The following is a 19,656-nucleotide window of genomic DNA, read 5'->3' on the forward strand; positions in this document are numbered from 1 at the left end:
AATCAGGCGTTGCGCAGTTCATGCTGACGCAACGCCCACTCCACATGCTCCCTAACCAACTCCGACGGGTATTCCCTTCGCGCCTTCAATGCTTCCAGCACCGGAATCGTTGAAGGCGCATTCCCCAGGCCCACCGCCAGATTACGCAGCCAGCGCTCATACCCCGCCCGACGCAACGGCGAGCCTTCGGTGCTGCTCAGAAACCGGTCTTCATCCCACATGAACAGTTCGGCCAGTTCAGCGTTGTCCAGGTTGTGCCGTGGCTTGAAGTCGCTTTCGCCGGACGGACGGGCAAAACGGTTCCACGGGCAGACGATCTGGCAGTCATCGCAGCCGAACACCCGATTGCCGATCAATGGCCGCAGATCCTCGGGGATCGCGCTTTTCAGTTCGATGGTCAGGTAGGAAATGCAGCGCCGGGCGTCTAGGACATAAGGGCCAACAAAGGCGTTGGTCGGGCAGATGTCGAGGCACGCGGTGCAGCGGCCGCAATGTTCGGTGGCGTGCGGTGGGTCTTCCGGCAGCGGCAGATCGACAAAGAGCTCACTGAGAAAGAAGTAACTGCCGGCCTTGCGATTCAAGACCAGCGTGTTTTTGCCGATCCATCCAAGGCCGGCCTTTTCGGCGATGGCTTTTTCCAGCACCGGTGCACTGTCGACAAATGCGCGGTAGCCGAACGGGCCGATGACCGCCTGAATCTTTTCTGCCAGTTGTTGCACGCGTTTACGGATCAACTTGTGGTAATCGCGGCCCAAGGCATAACGCGACACGTAGGCTTTTTCCGGTTGAGCCAGCAATTGCGCCATTTGGGTGTCGCCCGGCAGGTAATCCATGCGCAGGGACACCACCCGAAGCGTGCCGGGCACCAGCTCTTCCGGGTGTGAGCGTTTGCTGCCATGGGCGCCCATGTAGTCCATTTCGCCGTGGTAGCCGGCTTCGAGCCAGCGCGCCAGGTGCTGCTCATGCTCGGCCAGATCCAGGCCGCTGATGCCGACTTGCTGAAAGCCCAGCTCGCGGCCCCAGTCCTTGATGGATTGGGCGAGGGCGGGCAGGTCTGTGGTAATAGCGGGCATGAGGCGAGAGAAACCGGAGCTGAGGTGCGTATAATTCTGCCAGACATCGGAGCCCGAAGACGCATGCCGCACACTAAAGATGATTTACCCGACGTGCTGTACAGCTCCGCGCAAGTGCGAGCGCTCGATGCGAGCCTGATTGCGGCCGGTACGCCGGGCTTCGAATTGATGCAGCGGGCGGCGCGGGCAACCTGGCGTGCGCTGGTCCGGCACTGGCCGACGGCCAACGAACTGACGGTGGCCGCCGGTCACGGCAACAACGCCGGTGATGGTTATCTGGTCGCGGTGTTGGCCAAGCGTGCCGGCTGGCATGTGCGCGTGCTGGCGGTCGGTGACCCCCAGCGTTTGCAGGGTGATGCAGCCTTGGCCCACGCCGAGGCCCTGTCCGAAGGCGTCGCCGTTCAAGCCTGGAGTGCACAGTCGGAGTTGCGTGGCGTTGTATTGGACGCCTTGCTCGGCACCGGCCTGACAGGCAAGGTGCGCGAGCCTTACGCCAGTGTCATCGCGGCGATCAATGCCAGCGGCCTGGCGGTTGCGGCGGTGGATATTCCTTCGGGCCTTTGTGCGGATACAGGAAGCGTACTCGGTGCGGCCGTCCGGGCGGACCTGACCGTGACCTTCATTGGTTTGAAACTGGGCCTGTTCACGGGTGAGGCGGCGGACGTGGTGGGCGAGTGGGTCTTTAATGATCTGCAAGCTTCGCCTGAGTCTTTGAGCGGGATCGCCATCAGTGCTCGTCGTCTGACGGCCGGTAACTTGCCGTGTCTGGCGGGGCGTGCGCCGACCGCCCATAAAGGCAAATTCGGCCATGTCTTGCTGATTGGCGGTGATCGCGGTTTCGGCGGTGCCATTTTGCTGAGTGCACAAAGTGCGCTGCGCAGTGGCGCCGGCATGGTGTTGGTGGCCACTCGCAGCGAACATGTGCCGGCGGCATTGGCCAGAATTCCTGAAGCGATGGTGCTGGGCACTTCGTCGGCGAATCAACTGATGGGTTTGCTGCAAAAAGTTTCCGTGCTGGTGGTCGGTCCGGGCTTGGGGCAGGCTTCGTGGGGACGCAGTCTGCTGTCGGCGGCGGCCAATGCACCGCTTCCACAAGTCTGGGACGCCGATGCGTTGAATATGCTGGCTGACGAACTCGTGAGCCTGCCCAAGGACTGCGTGATCACGCCGCATCCGGGGGAGGCGGCGCGGTTGCTCGGGATCAGTACCGCCGAGGTTCAGGCCGACCGTCCGTCCGCCGCTCACGCATTGAGCAAAAAATATACAGCTGTAGTGATTTTGAAAGGCGCCGGCAGTCTTGTCGCCAGTCCCGACGGGCGCCTGGCGGTGTGTCATCAGGGCCATCCGGCCATGGCCGCTGCCGGTCTGGGCGATGTGCTGGCCGGTCTGGTCGGCGCGTTGCTGGCCCAGGGCATGGACGCATTCGATGCGGCCTGCCTTGGCGTCTGGCTGCACGCCAATGCCGGCGCGCAACAAGGTAAATCGGGCCGTGGGCTGGCGGCCAGTGATCTGATTCCAGCCATTCGTCAGTTGTTGGAGGAGCAAGCACCGTGTCTGAAGTAACCCTGTACCTGGCGGATGAAGAAGCGATGACCGCGTTTGGCGCCCGCATCGCGAAAACCACCGAAGGGCACGGTCTGATTTTTCTGGAAGGGGATCTGGGGGCGGGGAAAACCACGTTGTCCCGCGGCATCATCCGGGGGCTGGGGCATGAGGGCGCGGTAAAAAGTCCGACGTTCACCCTGGTCGAGCCCTACGAGATTGGCGACATCCGCGCCTTCCATTTCGATCTCTATCGTTTGGTCGACCCTGAAGAACTGGAGTACCTCGGCATCCGCGACTACTTCGAAGACGATGCCTTGTGCCTGATCGAGTGGCCCGATAAAGGTGCAGGCTTTTTGCCAAAGCCCGACCTGACCATTACCATTAGCCCGCAAGACAGCGGGCGTTCGCTGAAAATTTTGTCCCAGGGCTCGCGTGGCGAGTCGTGGTGTGCCGCTTTGGCATTGGAAATCAATTAAATGATGGGGTCAGGTATGCGCTTTCGCGCGATGGTAGCTGCCGTAGGGATGTTGTTTTTGGCGGTGACCGTCGACGCTGTGGCCGAAACGAAGGTCAACAGCGTCCGTCTGTGGCGGGCGCCGGACAACACACGGTTGGTGTTCGACCTGACCGGGCCGGTGCAACACAGCGTTTTTACCCTGACAGCCCCGGACCGACTGGTGATCGACATCAATGGCGCCACCCTCGGTGCGCCGCTGAACGTCTCCACCGCCAACACCCCGATCACCGCCATGCGCTCGGCCCAACGCACGCCGACCGACCTGCGGGTGGTCATCGACCTGAAAAAAGCCGTCACGCCGAAGAGCTTCACCCTGGCGCCGAACGCCCAGTACGGCAACCGCCTGGTGGTCGATCTGTTCGATAACGCCGCCGACGCCGCGCCGATTCCTGCGCCGACCAACGTCGCGACCGTCGCGCCGGTACCGGTCACTCCGGTCGATCCCCCGGTCAAGCTGCCGCCCGCGCCGGCCGGCAAGCGCGACATCATTGTCGTGATCGACGCAGGTCACGGCGGCGAAGACCCGGGCGCCTCTGGCTCTCGCGGCCAGCGTGAAAAAGACGTGGTGCTGGCCATCGCTCGCGAATTGCAGCGCCAGGTCAATGGCATGAAAGGCTTCCGCGCCGAACTGACCCGTACCGGCGACTACTTCATTCCGTTGCGCGGCCGTACCGAAATCGCCCGCAAGAAGGGCGCTGACCTGTTCGTTTCGATCCACGCCGATGCCGCGCCTTCGGCCGCCGCGTTCGGTGCCTCGGTGTTCGCCCTGTCTGATCGCGGCGCCACGTCGGAAACTGCCCGTTGGCTGGCCGACAGTGAAAACCGCTCCGACTTGATCGGTGGTGCTGGCAACGTCAGCCTCGACGACAAGGACCGCATGCTCGCAGGCGTGCTGCTCGACTTGTCGATGACCGCCTCGCTGACGTCCAGCCTGAACGTCGGCCAGAAGGTTTTGAGCAACATCGGCCGCGTCACGCCGCTGCACAAACAGCGCGTGGAACAAGCCGGGTTCATGGTGTTGAAGTCGCCGGACATCCCGTCGATCCTGGTGGAAACCGGGTTCATCTCCAACGCCAACGAAGCCTCGAAACTCGCGGCGTCCAGCCACCAGCAAGCGCTGGCTCGCTCGATCAGCAGCGGCGTACGCCAGTTCTTCCAGCAGAATCCGCCACCGGGTACTTACATCGCCTGGCTGCGCGATTCCGGGAAAATCGCCCAAGGGCCGCGTGATCACCGGGTGAACCCGGGTGAAACCCTGGCGATGATCGCCGTGCGTTATCAGGTGTCCCCGGCCACCTTGCGCGCCGCCAATAACCTGAAAACCGACGAGCTGAAAATCGGTCAGACCCTGACCATTCCCGGCACCGAACTGGCATCCAAAGAATGAATCAGGCCGTGATCAACAGCGCTCGCATCGAGCTGCTCAGCCCGCGATTGGCGAACCAGATTGCCGCCGGCGAGGTGGTCGAGCGCCCGGCTTCGGTGATCAAGGAGTTGCTGGAAAACAGCCTCGATTCCGGCGCCAAGCGCATTGACGTCGATGTCGAGCAGGGCGGCGTCAAGCTGCTGCGGGTGCGCGACGATGGCAGCGGCATTTCTGCCGATGACCTGCCGCTGGCCCTGGCCCGTCACGCCACCAGCAAGATCCGCAACCTGGAAGACCTTGAGCAGGTGATGAGCCTCGGGTTCCGTGGTGAGGCACTCGCCTCGATCAGCTCCGTGGCGCGCTTGACCCTGACGTCCCGCACCCGCGATGCCGATCAGGCCTGGCAGGTCGAAACCGAAGGCCGGGACATGGCGCCCCGCGTGCAGCCAGCCGCTCATCCGGTGGGCACTTCGGTGGAAGTGCGGGATCTGTTCTTCAACACTCCGGCGCGACGCAAGTTTCTCAAAACCGAAAAAACCGAATTCGATCACCTGCAAGAAGTGATCAAACGCCTGGCCCTGGCGCGCTTCGACGTGGCGTTCCATTTGCGCCACAACGGCAAAACCATCCTCAGCCTGCACGAAGCCCATGACGATGCGGCTCGCGCCCGGCGTGTGGCGGCGATCTGCGGCTCGGGGTTCCTGGAACAGGCGCTGCCGATCGAAATCGAGCGCAATGGCCTGCATTTATGGGGCTGGGTGGGCTTGCCGACCTTCAACCGCAGCCAGGCGGACTTGCAGTACTTCTTCGTCAACGGCCGCGCCGTTCGCGACAAACTCGTGGCCCACGCGGTGCGCCAGGCCTATCGCGACGTGCTGTTCAATGGTCGGCACCCGACTTTTGTGCTGTTTTTCGAAGTCGATCCGGCCGGTGTCGACGTCAACGTGCACCCGACCAAACACGAAGTGCGCTTCCGTGACGGGCGCATGGTCCACGATTTCCTCTATGGCACTTTGCACCGTGCCTTGGGCGATGTGCGACCGGATGATCATCTGGCGGCACCGGTGGCGACCGCCATCGTTCGTCCGAGCGGCCTCGAAGCCGGTGAATTCGGTCCGCAAGGCGAAATGCGCCTGGCGGCCAATGCGCTGCTGGAGCAGCCCCAAGCGCAACCGTCGTTCAACACGCCGGCGGGCTCGGGCGCTGGTGCCGGTTATCAGTATCAATACACGCCGCGTCCTCAGTCCGGCGTACCTGCGGCTGAAGCCCAGGCAGCGTATCGCGAGTTTTTTGCGCCGTTGCCGGAAGCCAATGCTGTCGCGCTGCCGGCCGGTCAGGACGATATTCCACCGTTGGGTTACGCATTGGCGCAACTCAAGGGTATCTACATCCTTTCGGAAAACGCCCAAGGCCTGGTATTGGTGGACATGCACGCCGCTCATGAGCGGATCATGTACGAACGCCTGAAAGTCGCCATGGCCAGCGAAGGCCTGAGCGGTCAGCCGCTGTTGGTTCCGGAATCGTTGGCGGTGAGCGAGCGCGAAGGCGATTGCGCCGAAGAAAACGTCGCGTGGTTCCAGCGTCTGGGCTTTGAACTGCAGCGTCTCGGCCCGGAAACACTGGCCATTCGACAGATTCCGGCCTTGCTCAAGCAGGCGGAAGCCAATCGATTGGTTAGCGACGTGCTGGCGGATCTGATGGAATATGGCACCAGTGACCGGATTCAGGCGCACCTGAACGAATTGCTTGGCACCATGGCTTGCCACGGCGCGATTCGGGCGAATCGGCGTCTGGCCCTGCCGGAAATGAACGGTCTGCTGCGTGACATGGAAAACACCGAGCGCAGCGGTCAATGCAACCATGGCCGACCGACCTGGACCCAATTGGGCCTGGACGATCTGGACAAACTGTTCCTGCGCGGTCGTTGATGAGCCAGCTCCCTCCTGCGATTTTCCTGATGGGCCCGACCGCAGCGGGCAAGACCGACCTGGCCATCGAACTGACCAAAGTCCTGCCTTGCGAGCTGATCAGCGTCGATTCGGCGCTGGTCTATCGCGGCATGGACATCGGCACCGCCAAGCCCTCGAAAGAGATTCTGGCCGAATTTCCCCATCGGCTGATCGATATTCTCGACCCGGCAGAGAGCTATTCCGCCGCAGATTTCCGCCGTGACGCCCTTGAAGCGATGGCCGACATCACCGCGCGGGGCAAAATTCCGCTGCTGGTGGGCGGCACAATGCTCTATTACAAGGCTTTGGTCGAAGGCCTGGCGGACATGCCGGCGGCCGATCCTGAAGTGCGCGCACAGATCGAAGAAGAAGCTGCGCGCCTTGGCTGGCAAGCCCTGCACGACCAATTGGCGATCATCGACCCGGAATCGGCAGCGCGTATTCACCCGAACGATCCGCAGCGACTCAGTCGAGCGCTGGAAGTTTATCGTGTCAGCGGTCAGAGCATGACCGAGCTTAGACTGAGACAATCTGCGCAAAGTACTGAAGCAGCCGCTTCGGGACTGCAACAATTGCCCTATACTGTCGCGAACTTGGCCATTGCTCCGGCAAATCGTCAGGTACTGCACGAGCGAATTAAACAAAGATTCACTTTAATGTTGGAACAGGGATTCATCGACGAGGTCGTAGCCCTGCGTAAGCGAAGTGACCTGCATTCCGGGTTGCCGTCTATACGTGCAGTAGGCTACCGACAAGTCTGGGACTACCTGGATGGCAAGCTGACGCAAGCCGAGATGCAGGAGCGTGGAATCATTGCCACGCGCCAATTGGCAAAACGTCAGTTCACCTGGCTGCGCAGTTGGGCTGATTTACACTGGTTGGACAGCCTGGATTGCGACAATCTGCCGCGCGCCTTGAAATACCTGGGGACCATCTCCATATTGAGCTGAGTCCTTGCAATTGCCGTCTATCCTTGGGGGTGTGACGGCCACAAGCCATCTGTTTACCTATTTTTTATATTGAATCCTTAAAGGAGTGCGGCACATGTCAAAAGGGCATTCGCTACAAGACCCTTACTTGAATACTTTACGTAAAGAGAAAGTTGGGGTGTCCATCTACCTGGTCAACGGGATCAAACTGCAAGGCACGATCGAGTCTTTCGACCAGTTCGTTATCCTGCTGAAGAACACCGTCAGCCAGATGGTTTACAAACACGCTATCTCTACAGTGGTGCCGGTTCGTCCAATTCGTCTGCCTAGCGCAACCGAATCCGAAGCAGGCGACGCTGAGCCAGGTAACGCCTGATAGGAGTCTCCTTTGTTCTTTGAGCGCCACGGTGGTGGTGAGCGAGTGATCCTCGTTCACTTGGATGGACAGGACCCTGAGGCGCGCGAAGATCCGCAGGAGTTTCAGGAATTGGCTAATTCGGCCGGCGCCGAGACCGTTGCGTTTTTTAACGTGCCGCGTCATCGGCCAACCGCCAAATTCCTGATCGGTAGCGGCAAGGTCGAGGAACTGCGCGACCTGGTCCATGCCGAAGAAGCCGATCTGGTGATCTTCAATCACACGCTTACGCCCAGTCAGGAACGTAACCTCGAACGTGTTTTCGAGTGTCGCGTGATCGACCGCACCGGTCTGATTCTCGATATTTTCGCCCAGCGCGCCCGTACCCATGAAGGCAAGCTCCAGGTAGAACTGGCCCAGCTTGACCACATGAGCACCCGGCTGGTTCGTGGCTGGACTCACCTTGAGCGTCAAGGTGGCGGTATCGGCATGCGTGGCCCGGGTGAAACCCAGCTGGAGACCGACCGTCGCTTGCTGCGGGTTCGTCTGCGACAGATCAAGGGCCGCCTGGAAAAAGTGCGCAGCCAGCGCGAACAGTCGCGACGTGGCCGTACGCGTGCGGATATCCCTACCGTGTCTTTGGTGGGGTATACCAACGCCGGCAAATCCACGCTCTTCAATAACGTGACGAAATCCGACGTGTACGCGGCTGACCAGTTGTTTGCCACGCTGGACCCGACCTTGCGCCGTCTGGAACTGGCCGACCTGGGGCCGATTGTCCTGGCCGACACCGTGGGTTTCATTCGTCACTTGCCCCACAAGCTGGTCGAGGCATTTCGGTCTACGCTCGAAGAGTCGAGCAACTCCGACCTGCTGTTGCACGTGATCGATGCGGCCGAACCGGATCGCATGTTGCAGATCGAGCAGGTGATGGTGGTGCTGGGCGAGATTGGTGCCCAGGACTTGCCGATCCTCGAGGTCTATAACAAACTCGATTTGCTTGAAGGCGTTGAGCCACAGATCCAGCGCGACGAAAGCGGCAAGCCTCAACGGGTCTGGTTGTCGGCGCGTGATGGCAGTGGTCTGGAATTGCTCGAACAAGCCATTGCCGAGTTGCTGGGCAGTGAGATGTTTATCGGTACCTTGCGCTTGCCGCAACGATTCGCTCGACTGCGTGCGCAGTTCTTCGAACTCGGAGCGGTGCAGAAAGAAGAACACGACGAAGAAGGTGTCAGCTTGCTGGCCGTTCGATTGCCACGCTCGGAGCTCAATCGGCTGGTCAGCCGTGAAGGCGTTGTGCCGACAGAGTTCATCGAACAACACACTTTGCAATAAAAGCCTGAGAAAGCGGTTGTGCCGCGGTGACAGGCATTCTGTAGCATTGGTCGGCGCGCCGTGGGTGCGTCTTTGCTTTATCAGATGGAGAGCGCTATGGCTTGGAATGAGCCGGGTGGCAACTCGAATAATCAGGATCCTTGGGGTGGCAAGCGTCGCAATAACGGCGACCGCAAGGGACCACCGGATCTCGACGAGGCCTTCCGAAAGCTGCAGGAAAGCCTGAATGGGTTGTTCGGTGGTGGTAAGAAACGCGGTGATGACGGCGGTGGTCCGGGCAAGAGTGGCGGCTTTGGCGGCCTGCTCGGCATCGGCCTGGTCGTGTTGGCGGCCGTTTGGCTGTACAGCGCGGTCTATGTAGTCGACGAGCAGGAGCAAGCCGTGGTGCTGCGCTTCGGCAAGTACTACGAAACCGTCGGCCCGGGTCTGAACATCTATTTCCCGCCGATCGATCGCAAGTACCTGGAAAACGTCACGCGTGAGCGTGCGTACACCAAGCAGGGGCAAATGCTGACTGAAGACGAAAATATCGTCGAAGTACCGCTGACCGTGCAGTACAAGATCAGCAACCTGCAGGACTTCGTGCTGAGCGTCGATCAGCCGGAAATCAGCCTGCAGCACGCGACAGAAAGTGCCTTGCGCCATGTGGTGGGTTCCACCGCGATGGACCAGGTGCTGACCGAAGGTCGTGAATTGATGGCCAGCGAGATCAAGGAGCGTCTGCAACGCTTCATGGATACCTATCGCACCGGCATCACCGTCACCCAGGTCAACGTACAGAGCGCAGCGGCACCGCGTGAAGTGCAGGAAGCCTTCGATGACGTGATCCGCGCCCGTGAAGACGAGCAGCGTTCGCGCAACCAGGCTGAAACCTATGCCAACGGCGTCGTGCCGGAAGCCCGTGGTCAGGCCCAGCGCATCATCGAAGATGCCAACGGCTACCGTGACGAAACTGTCTCGCGCGCCAAGGGTGAGGCCGATCGCTTCACCAAACTGGTCGCCGAGTACCGCAAGGCACCTGAAGTCACCCGCCAGCGTCTGTACCTGGACACCATGCAGGAAGTCTTCAGCAGCACCAGCAAGGTTCTCGTGACCGGCAACAAGAATGGCCAGAGCAATCTGCTGTACTTGCCGCTGGACAAGATGGTCGAAAGTGGTCGCAACACCAGCACTTCGGTGACCGGTGCGGCAGCCACCAGCAATGAAGCGAATGCACGTGCGGCAGCTGATCTGCAGCAACAGCCTGCACGTACCAGGGAGAGTCGCTGATGAGCAATAAATCGCTGATCGCCCTTATTGTCGGCGTCGTCGTGGCGATCGCAGCCTGGAACTGCTTCTACATCGTGGCTCAGACCGAGCGTGCGGTGTTGCTGCAGTTCGGTCGCGTGGTTCAGACCGATGTTCAGCCGGGCCTGCATGTGAAAGTGCCTTACGTTAACCAGGTGCGCAAGTTCGACTCGCGCCTGATGACGCTGGATGCGCCGACACAACGCTTCCTGACGCTGGAAAAGAAAGCAGTCATGGTCGATGCCTACGCCAAGTGGCGCGTGAAGGACGCTGAGCGTTACTACACCGCGACTTCCGGCCTCAAGCAGATTGCTGACGAGCGTCTTTCCCGTCGTCTGGAATCGGGCCTGCGTGACCAGTTTGGTAAGCGCACGCTGCACGAAGTGGTGTCGGGTGAGCGCGATGCGCTGATGACCGATATCACCGCTTCGCTGAACAAGATGGCGGAAAAAGAGCTGGGCATCGAAGTGGTTGATGTTCGGGTCAAGGCCATCGATCTGCCGAAAGAAGTAAACCGCAGTGTGTTCGAGCGTATGAGCTCCGAGCGTGAGCGTGAAGCTCGCGAGCACCGCGCCAAGGGTAACGAGCTGGCAGAAGGCATTCGTGCCGACGCCGATCGTCAACGCCGCGTGCTGCTGGCTGAAGCCTATCGTGAGTCCGAAGAGGTTCGCGGTGATGGTGATGCCCAGGCCGCTGCGATCTACTCCAAGGCCTACGGCCAGGATCAGGAGTTCTACGGTTTCTACCGTAGCCTGCGTGCCTACCGTGAAAGCTTCGCGAACAAATCCGACGTCATGGTCCTGGACCCAAGCAGCGACTTCTTCCGTTACCTGGAAAAAGCCAAGCCTTGATACGACGTTGACCTGAATCATCCCCCGCCTGGCGGCTAAAGCCTCGGGCGGGGTGATCCTTTGGGAAAACGTGTGTATGATGCGGCAGCCGGGAAATTCCCGGCTTTTTTGCGTCTGCACGTTTGATTGCTGTTGTTTATGCAGGCGCCCGAGTTGAATGACTCGACAGGTTTTTCGAGGAAAGTGATTGGCGAAGCTTATTTTCAGGCTTTTCGCCGCGTTGTTTATGGGTGGCTTGTAAACAAAGCCGATCATTTTCTGCTTCACTCAAGGCTCGCCCATAGGCTTGCCGCCCGGACCATAGGGGAATGGCGTAATGGCAACGGTAGACCGCTGGCTGCTGCCAGATGGCATCGAAGAAGTACTGCCACCGGAAGCGGCGCGCATTGAAGTCGCGCGTCGTCAGGTGTTGGATCTGTTCCAGAGCTGGGGTTACGAGTTTGTCGTGACTCCCCATATCGAGTACCTGGAATCCTTGCTGACCGGCGCGGGCCAGGACCTCGATCTGCGTACCTTCAAGGTCATCGACCCGCAATCGGGCCGGCAGATGGGTTTCCGTGCCGACATCACGCCGCAAGTGGCGCGCATCGATGCGCATACCCTGCGTCGCGAAGGTCCGAGCCGTCTGTGCTATGCCGGCAGCGTACTGCACGCTCAGCCACGCGCCTTGTCGTCCTCGCGCAGCCCGATTCAACTGGGCGCCGAGTTGTACGGCGATGCCAGCCCGAGCAGCGACGTGGAAGTCATCAGCCTGATGCTGGCCATGCTGCAACTGGCCGACGTGCCGGAAGTGCACATGGACCTCGGTCATGTCGGCATCTACCGTGGCCTGGCCCGCGCGGCCGGTTTGTCCGGTGAAGTTGAACAACAGTTGTTCGATGCGTTGCAACGCAAGGCCATCGACGAGGTCATTACCTTGACCGAAGGCTTGCCTGCCGATCTGTCGGGCATGCTGCGTGCGTTGGTCGATCTGTGTGGCGGCCGTGAAGTGTTGAGCGCTGCTCGCGAGCGTCTGGCGAATGCGCCGGCGCCGGTTTTGGCGGCTCTGGACGATTTGCTGGCGATTGCCGAGCGTTTGTCCGTGCGTTTCCCGGAACTGCCGCTGTACTTCGATCTGGGCGAGTTGCGCGGCTACCACTACCACACCGGTGTGGTGTTCGCGGTGTTCGTGCCGGGCGTTGGTCAGTCCATCGCTCAGGGCGGTCGTTACGATGACATCGGCGCTGACTTCGGTCGCGCTCGTCCGGCAACCGGTTTCTCTACCGATTTGAAAACCCTGGTGACCCTGGGGCGTGCTGAAATCGAGCTACCGTCTGGCGGTATCTGGATGCCTGACAGTACGGATGCAGCACTCTGGCAGCAGGTTTGCCAGTTGCGCAGTGAGGGTCAGCGTGTCGTTCAGGCATTGCCTGGGCAACCTTTGGCCGCCGCCCGTGAAGCGGACTGCGACCGGCAATTGATTCAGCAGAACGGGCTTTGGCAAGTATCGCCACTGGCTTCTTGAGTTTTCCTGCCGGCCCTTGGCCGGCACCAAGTTTGCGCGAATGAGGACAAGTGTTATGGGTAAGAATGTCGTAGTCCTGGGCACCCAATGGGGTGATGAGGGCAAAGGCAAGATCGTTGATCTGCTGACCGAACATGCTGCCGCCGTAGTGCGCTACCAGGGTGGCCACAACGCTGGTCACACCCTGGTGATCGATGGCGAAAAAACCGTCTTGCACCTGATCCCGTCGGGCGTGCTGCGCGAAGGCGTGCAGTGCCTGATCGGTAACGGCGTGGTGGTTGCACCCGACGCTCTGCTGCGGGAAATCATCAAGCTGGAAGAGAAAGGCGTACCGGTGCGTGAGCGTCTGCGTATCAGCCCGTCCTGCCCGCTGATCCTGTCCTTCCACGTTGCGCTGGACCAGGCCCGTGAAAAGGCCCGTGGCGAGCTGAAGATCGGTACGACCGGTCGCGGCATCGGCCCGGCCTACGAAGACAAGGTTGCGCGTCGTGGCCTGCGTGTCGGCGACCTGCTCAACATGCCGCGCTTTGAAGACAAGCTGCGTGAACTGGTGGATTACCACAACTTCATGCTGGTGGGTTACTACAAAGAGCCGGCCATCGAGTTCGAAAAGACCCTGGCTGAATGCAAGGAATACGCTGAGCTGCTCAAGCCGCTGATGCTGGACGTGACGGCCGAGCTGCACGACCTGCGTCGCGCCGGCAAAGACATCATGTTTGAAGGCGCCCAAGGTTCGTTGCTGGACATCGACCACGGTACCTACCCGTACGTGACCAGCTCTAACACCACCGCTGGCGGCGTTGCTACCGGTTCGGGTGTTGGCCCGATGTTCCTGGACTACATCCTGGGCATCACCAAGGCTTACACCACGCGTGTAGGTTCGGGTCCGTTCCCGACTGAACTGTTCGACGAAGTCGGTGCGCACCTGGCCAAACAAGGTCACGAGTTCGGCGCGACTACCGGCCGTGCCCGTCGTTGTGGCTGGTTTGACGCTGTTATCCTGCGTCGCGCTATCGATGTGAACAGCATCTCGGGCATCTGCCTGACCAAGCTGGACGTACTCGACGGTCTGGAAACCATCAACATCTGCGTCGGCTACAAAGATGCCGAAGGTAACGCTGTTGCCCCGACTGACGCTGATAGCTACGTGGGTCTGCAGCCTGTGTACGAAGAAGTGCCGGGCTGGACCGAGTCGACCGTGGGTGCCAAAGCCCTGGAAGAGCTGCCAGCTAACGCACGCGCCTACATCAAACGCGTCGAAGAGCTGATCGGTGCACCGATCGACATTATTTCGACGGGTCCGGACCGCAACGAAACCATCGTTCTGCGTCACCCGTTCGCTTAATAAGTCGTTGATGTAAAAAACAAAGGGCCCTTAATCGGGCCCTTTGTCGTTTATGCCTGTTGGACGGCATGACCTTTGCTGTGATCTTCATTAAGAGCGCGTCTTCTGGCGTGCTATCAATTTAATGGCGTCAATGCAGAGGGATATCAAGTGTCGGCGGTTCTCTCATTGTTACAAAGCCGTCTATTGCGGCCTGTGTTCGTTACCCTTGGTATCGCCCTTTTGGTGCAGGTGCTGGTGGCTGTTGCTCTGACGCGGAGCACAGTGACTGCGCTGGAAGCTGATTTGGGTGTGCGCTTGGGTGCCGACAGTCAAAAACTTTCCGGCGAGCTGGAGCAGGCGGGGCGCGAAGTCACGTCGAGCCTCGACAACCTCTCCACCAGCACGCGTCAGCGCCTCACGGCCGGTTTGTCCTCGCGGCTGAAGGACGAGCAGGTGCAGCTGCGTGCGACCCTGGAAAAGGACCTGAAGGACTCCGCCAATGATATGGCGCAGCTTCTCGCCTCCGTCGCGCCTCGCGCCATGTGGGACAGCGACGTTCCCACCCTGTCCGAATTCGCCCGCCGGGCCCAGCGCAATCCCAACGTGTTGTTCGTGATCTATGACGACGCAACGGGGCAGCACCTGACGCGCTACCTCAACCGCGAAAACCCGATCAACAAGGCCCTTCTGGAGAAAGGCCAGGGCGAGCGTGCGCTGGATAAAGTGCTGGATGCGGCGAAAAACGATCCATCGGTCTACTACGTCGAAGCCTCGATCAACCCTAATGGCGTGGAAATCGGCAAAGTCTTGATGGGCGTCTCCACTGCCTCGGTGGAAACCGATCTGGTGGCGTTGGACAAGCGTTTCTCGGCACTGATCTCCAGTAGTGATCAACTGGTCGGCGACAGTCTCAAAGGTGCGGCGGCTGATAGCGCCACGGCGATGCGGGCGCGTCTGACGTCTGCTCAGTCCACCGCCTCGGAAATGAAGGCCAACACCACCAGCACCGTGCAGGAAGCCGCGGCGACCTTGCGCTGGCGCATCGGTATGGGCCTGGCACTGGTCGGTTGCGGTGTGCTGCTGTTGCTGGCGGTGGTTTTGGGTCGGCGTGTAGTCAATCGCTTGAAGCTGCTGATTGCCGCGATGGACGACCTGGCGGCGGGTGAGGGTGACCTGACCAAGCGCGTGCAGATCAACAGCAAGGACGAAATCGGCGACATGGCCTCGGCGGTCAATCGCTTTGTGGATAAGTTGCAGCCGATCGTGCGCGAAGCGGGCGATGTGGCCCAGCGTACCGGCGTGGAAATCGGCGCCATGACCCTGCGTAACGCCGGTGCCGATGCGGCGGCGGGCATGCAGCGTGACGAAGTGGCCGAAAGTTTGCGCGCCTTGTCGCAAATGGCTGATGAGGCCCAATCTGAAAGCCACGCCATGCAGGCAGCCTTGAAGCAAGTGGTGGATATCCGTTCGGCCACCGATGAAAACACCCGGACCTCGGCGAAGGTCGGCAGCCTGATCGAAGCGTTGGCCGGGCAAGTCGATACCGGCGCGAAAGTCATCGAGCGACTGGCGCAGCAAAGTGAGCAGATTGAAGTGGTGCTGACCGTGATTCACGGGATCGCCGAGCAAACCAACCTGCTGGCACTGAACGCTGCCATCGAAGCGGCGCGTGCCGGTGAGACCGGTCGCGGCTTTGCCGTAGTGGCGGACGAAGTGCGGGCACTGGCGAGCAAGACTCAGAGTTCGACGGGCGACATTCAGGCGCACATCGTGGCGTTGCAGCAAGGTGCGCGTGAGGCGGTGGAAGTGATCGGCCAGGCCGGGCGCCAGGCCAGCGAGGGTTTGCTGGTGTTGCGTGACAGTGCGCAGTTGCAGCAATCGGTGCAGGTGTCGGTCGAGCAGGTGCATGCGGCGATTGGTCTGGCGACGCAAGCAGCGGCTCATCAGGCGCAAGGTGCGCAAGCGGTGCGGGGTCGGGTTGAAACCATTCATGCACAGGCTGAGAAGGCGGCTCAGGCGGTGGTGGAAACCACGGCTAGCGGCAAAGTGCTGGATGGCCTCGCGGCGCAGCTCAAGGCGAGCCTGGGGCAGTTCCGGGCTTAAGATTTGTATTGGCGGGTCTGACGCCTTCGCGGGCAAGCCTCGCTCCTACTGGGGTTGCACAATCCTTGTAGGAGCGAGGCTTGCCCGCGAAGCTTTTCAACGGCTCAAATACATCCGGGTTGTTAACAGGTACACGGGCAACCCCGACACCAATATCAACAGCGCCGCATAAGGCGCCGCCGCCGCAAATTCCACATTCGCGGTATGCGCCCAAACCTCTGTCGCCAGCGTATTGAGCCCGGTCGGACTCAGTAGCAGGGTCGCCGTCAGTTCCTTCATCGCATCCAGAAACACCAGCGCAAACGCCGCGCCCAGCGCCGGGAAGATGATCGGCAGCGTCACCCGACAAAACGCGCTGAATGACGAGGCGCCCAGCGTGCGAGCCGCCTCTTCCAGCTGTGGAGCGGCCTTGTTCAGTGCCGTGCGAATCGGTGCCTGCGCCAATGGTAGAAACAGCAGCGCATAAGCGATCAGCAGTAACGCCGATGTCTGGTACAGCGCCGGCACATAGTGCAGGGCGAAATACACCAACGTCAGCGCAATCACCAGGCCTGGCAGCGCATGCAACAGGTACGGCAAGCGCTCGGCCCAGATGGCCAGTTGGCCTTTGTAGCGCACCACCAGCAGTCCCACCGGCACCGCCAATACCAGGCACAGCGCGGCGCCACCCAGCGAAAGCGCAAGGGACGACAGCAGCGCCTCGCTGATCGCCGCCACCGGAAACGCTGCCGACGAGCCTACCGCCAGCCAGTACACCAGCATCCCCAGTGGAATGCCGCTGCCGATGATCGCCAGTGCCAGACAGTAAATCTGCCCAACAGCCCCCCAAGGTCCCAGCTGCACCTGTTCCGCCTGCCGCGCCGCGCCCTGGCCGGTGCGCACGTGCCGACCCTTGCCACGGGCTCGCAGCTCAAGCCATAAGAGCATCAGGCATAGCGCGAGCAGCACGGCGGAAAGCATTGCCGCATTGGCATTGCTGAATTCCAGTTCGAATTGCTGATAGATCGCCGTGGTGAACGTCTGCAAGCCAATAATCGACAGCGCGCCGAACTCAACGAGCATGTGCAATGCGATCAGCAGTGAACCGGCGAGCAGCGACGGCCACAGCAGAGGCAGGGTGATCCTGAAAAACACGCCCCAGCGATTCTGCCCGAGCGTGCGCGCGGACTCCTCAAGCGAGGGGTCGAGATTGCGCAGGGTCGCCGCCACCGGCAGAAAAATCAGCGGGTACTTGGACAGGGTCATCACCAGAATCGCCCCGCCCAAACCCTCGAAGTGCGCGCTCAGCGAGACCCAGGTAAAGCTGCTGACAAACGCCGGCACCGCAAACGGCAGGCACAGGATCACGCCCCACAATCGTCGGCCTGGCAGATTGCTGCGTTCCAGTAGCCAGGCCAGCGACAAACCGATCACGCCACAGGCGACCGTTACACCGACCATCAGCTCCAGGGTGTTGCGCAGCAAGCCAAACACGTAGGGCCGCCACAGCAAATGCAGTGCTTGGGCCCAACCGGCCTGCCAGGTCTTGAGCCCGACATACACCAGCGGCAACACGCTGAGCAGTACCAACAGCAAAACCGGCAGCAGCAGCCAGATCGACGGCCGCTTGCGCCGTGGCACGTAGCTTCCGCGCATGGCTGGGGCAGAGAGCGGTGCGCTCATCAGTTCAAGCCAACGTCGCGTTCCAGGTCCAGGGCTTCTTCGGCGTTGCCGAGGTCGGCTGGCGTGACTTTCGGTGCTTCAAGCTCGCTGAACGGCTTGAGGCCGCGGTCCGATTCCATGCCTTTGTGCAGCGGGTATTCGGCGGTGGTCTGGGTGATCACGCGCTGACCTTCTTCGCTGGCCATGTAGGCGAGGAATTGCTGGGCTTCTTTTGGGTGTTTGCTGGACTTCAGCACGGCAGCGCTGGAAACAGTGATCAGTCCGCCGACGTCGCCGCCGGTGAAGTAATGCAGTTTCGAGTCGAGCTGGCCTTTTTCGCGTTGCAGGGCGAACCAGTAGTAGTTGTTCACCAGCACGGTCGCGACTTCGCCGTTCTCCACGGCTTTCAAGGCGACCATGTTGTTGCTGTAGGTCTTGCCGAATGCGCGCAAGCCGGTCAGCCATTCTTCGGCTGCATCCATGCCGTGCACTTTGATGATTGCCACGGCCTGTTCCTGGAACGCGCCGCTGGTGGGCACGAAGCCAACCTTGCCTTGCCATTTCGGGTCGGAGAATTCCATCACCGATTTGGGCAGGTCTTTTTCATCGATCAGTTTGGGGTTGAACGCAACCACGCGGACTCGCGCGGTGATGCCGATCCAGGTGCCATTGCCGGCGACGTAGTCTTTCGGCAGAACGGCGAGGGTGGCGGCATCGGTTTGCGCCAGCAGGCCTTGCTCGCCGAGTTTGTTCAGCGGTGGCGATTCTTCGGTGTAGATCACATCGGCCGGGGAGCGATCGCCTTCTTCGACGATCTGGCTGGCAAGCTGGTTGCTGCTGCCTTTGCGCACGTTGACGTGGATGCCGGTCTTGGCTTCGAAAGCTTTGGCGACGGCGTCGCCGACTTCCTTGTGTTGACCGTTATAGAGTGTCAGGGAAACTGGATCAGCAGCCTGGGTGAGGGGGGTAGCGAGTGCCAGGCCGAGCAGGGTGATGGTCAGGCCGCGGCGCAGGGTATTTCGAAACATCATTCGCAGGGTTCCTCACTGTCGCATTGCAAAAACTTGAAACAATGATAAACGATATTGTTTCTCAAGTGCGCCTTGCGGAGGGTGCCTGACTCCTGTAGGAGCGAGCCTGCTCGCGATGGACGTGAACGATGACGCTTGCTGTCTGGCCAAACGCGGCGCCTGTGAGTTCATCGCGAGCAGGCTCGCTCCTACAGGGGGGTGTGGTTTTTCGAATGCCAGAAACGCAAAAACCCGCTTTCGCGGGTTTTTGTGAAATTCCAGAGCAAGCTCTGAAATTTGAATTGGTGCCCAGAAGAAGACTCGAACTTCCACGACCGTAAGGTCACCAGCACCTGAAGCTGGCGTGTCTACCAATTTCACCATCTGGGCATAATCTTCAGCGTTGCCGCTGTTGATGTGGCGCACTATACGGAGAGCAGTTTGATCTGTAAACCCCTGATTTGGTTTTAATAAATCAGAACCGCAGAATGCAAAAAACCCGCTTTCGCGGGTTTTTGTGCGAGCCTTGAAATTGATCTAATCTCAAGCTCTGAATTGGTGCCCAGAAGAAGACTCGAACTTCCACGACCTTGCGGTCACCAGCACCTGAAGCTGGCGTGTCTACCAATTTCACCATCTGGGCAGTATCGGCAACGTCTCCGTCGTCGATGGCGCGCACTATACGGAGCGTCTTTTTAACTGTAAACCCCCAGCGTCAAAAAAACCTGGAAAATTTTACCAGCGGCATTTAAATCAGCTTTGCGCTGTCGATAAAGGGCTTTAGATGGGCTCTCGTAGCCTGAAATTTCCCGTTTCATTACGCCTATGCCAAACTAACCCGCATATAGACAAGGTGAAAACTCT

15 protein-coding genes and 2 tRNA genes are annotated in these 19,656 nt (G+C 60.3%); 12 read left to right on the forward strand and 5 right to left on the reverse strand.

Annotated elements, in window-relative coordinates:
* Positions 1-2: 2 nt before the first annotated feature.
* A complete protein-coding gene (gene queG, locus IB245_RS05585) occupies positions 3-1,073 on the reverse strand; it encodes a tRNA epoxyqueuosine(34) reductase QueG (RefSeq protein ID WP_008043118.1) in 1,071 nt (356 codons plus the stop codon).
* 63 nt (positions 1,074-1,136) lie between these two features.
* Between queG and IB245_RS05590 the strand changes: the two genes are divergently transcribed.
* From IB245_RS05590 to IB245_RS05645, 12 genes are all read left to right on the forward strand, one after another.
* On the forward strand, positions 1,137-2,636 hold the full coding sequence (locus tag IB245_RS05590; RefSeq protein ID WP_192226924.1) for an NAD(P)H-hydrate dehydratase: 1,500 nt from the start codon (positions 1,137-1,139) through the stop codon (positions 2,634-2,636).
* Positions 2,624-3,094 (forward strand): tRNA (adenosine(37)-N6)-threonylcarbamoyltransferase complex ATPase subunit type 1 TsaE, encoded by a 471-nt coding sequence (tsaE, locus tag IB245_RS05595; RefSeq protein ID WP_008035315.1) that lies wholly within the window; start codon positions 2,624-2,626, stop codon positions 3,092-3,094. The genes IB245_RS05590 and tsaE overlap by 13 nt, the downstream gene beginning before the upstream one ends.
* Before the next feature lie 48 nt (positions 3,095-3,142).
* Positions 3,143-4,522 (forward strand): N-acetylmuramoyl-L-alanine amidase, encoded by a 1,380-nt coding sequence (locus tag IB245_RS05600; protein ID WP_412548040.1) that lies wholly within the window; start codon positions 3,143-3,145, stop codon positions 4,520-4,522.
* Complete coding sequence (gene mutL / locus IB245_RS05605) at positions 4,519-6,429, forward strand: DNA mismatch repair endonuclease MutL (protein ID WP_008035318.1); 1,911 nt, start codon at positions 4,519-4,521, stop codon at positions 6,427-6,429. The genes IB245_RS05600 and mutL overlap by 4 nt, the downstream gene beginning before the upstream one ends.
* Complete coding sequence (gene miaA, locus IB245_RS05610; protein ID WP_008035319.1) at positions 6,429-7,400, forward strand: tRNA (adenosine(37)-N6)-dimethylallyltransferase MiaA; 972 nt, start codon at positions 6,429-6,431, stop codon at positions 7,398-7,400. The genes mutL and miaA overlap by 1 nt, the downstream gene beginning before the upstream one ends.
* A gap of 94 nt (positions 7,401-7,494) precedes the next feature.
* Positions 7,495-7,755 (forward strand): RNA chaperone Hfq, encoded by a 261-nt coding sequence (hfq, locus tag IB245_RS05615; RefSeq protein WP_007902656.1) that lies wholly within the window; start codon positions 7,495-7,497, stop codon positions 7,753-7,755.
* A 12-nt stretch (positions 7,756-7,767) separates the two neighbouring features.
* Positions 7,768-9,069 carry a ribosome rescue GTPase HflX gene (gene hflX, locus IB245_RS05620; protein WP_008035321.1) on the forward strand — a complete coding sequence of 434 codons (1,302 nt, stop codon included), beginning with the start codon at positions 7,768-7,770 and terminating at the stop codon, positions 9,067-9,069.
* A gap of 96 nt (positions 9,070-9,165) precedes the next feature.
* Positions 9,166-10,338 (forward strand): FtsH protease activity modulator HflK, encoded by a 1,173-nt coding sequence (gene hflK, locus IB245_RS05625; protein WP_008035322.1) that lies wholly within the window; start codon positions 9,166-9,168, stop codon positions 10,336-10,338.
* On the forward strand, positions 10,338-11,207 hold the full coding sequence (gene hflC / locus IB245_RS05630) for a protease modulator HflC (protein WP_008035323.1): 870 nt from the start codon (positions 10,338-10,340) through the stop codon (positions 11,205-11,207). Before hflK ends, hflC begins: the two co-directional genes overlap by 1 nt.
* A 316-nt stretch (positions 11,208-11,523) precedes the next feature.
* Complete coding sequence (locus IB245_RS05635; RefSeq protein WP_008035324.1) at positions 11,524-12,711, forward strand: ATP phosphoribosyltransferase regulatory subunit; 1,188 nt, start codon at positions 11,524-11,526, stop codon at positions 12,709-12,711.
* Positions 12,712-12,766: 55 nt separating this feature from the next.
* Positions 12,767-14,056: an adenylosuccinate synthase gene (locus tag IB245_RS05640; RefSeq protein WP_008035326.1), complete on the forward strand. Its 1,290-nt coding sequence runs from the start codon at positions 12,767-12,769 to the stop codon at positions 14,054-14,056.
* Positions 14,057-14,206: 150 nt separating this feature from the next.
* Positions 14,207-16,141: a methyl-accepting chemotaxis protein gene (locus IB245_RS05645; RefSeq protein WP_192226926.1), complete on the forward strand. Its 1,935-nt coding sequence runs from the start codon at positions 14,207-14,209 to the stop codon at positions 16,139-16,141.
* A 96-nt stretch (positions 16,142-16,237) separates the two neighbouring features.
* On the opposite strand, the gene IB245_RS05650 is transcribed toward IB245_RS05645, so the two are convergent.
* The 4 genes from IB245_RS05650 to IB245_RS05665 form a co-directional block, all read right to left on the reverse strand.
* Complete coding sequence (locus IB245_RS05650; protein WP_192226927.1) at positions 16,238-17,803, reverse strand: ABC transporter permease; 1,566 nt, start codon at positions 17,801-17,803, stop codon at positions 16,238-16,240.
* Positions 17,803-18,813 carry an iron ABC transporter substrate-binding protein gene (locus IB245_RS05655; RefSeq protein WP_192226928.1) on the reverse strand — a complete coding sequence of 337 codons (1,011 nt, stop codon included), beginning with the start codon at positions 18,811-18,813 and terminating at the stop codon, positions 17,803-17,805. Before IB245_RS05655 ends, IB245_RS05650 begins: the two co-directional genes overlap by 1 nt.
* Positions 18,814-19,095: 282 nt before the next feature.
* Positions 19,096-19,182, reverse strand: a tRNA-Leu gene (locus IB245_RS05660).
* Positions 19,183-19,348: 166 nt separating this feature from the next.
* A tRNA-Leu gene (locus IB245_RS05665) sits at positions 19,349-19,435 on the reverse strand.
* Positions 19,436-19,656 lie beyond the last annotated feature (221 nt).

It is taken from the genome of Pseudomonas sp. PDM02 (assembly GCF_014852285.1).
Classification (GTDB): Bacteria; Pseudomonadota; Gammaproteobacteria; order Pseudomonadales; family Pseudomonadaceae; genus Aquipseudomonas; species Aquipseudomonas migulae.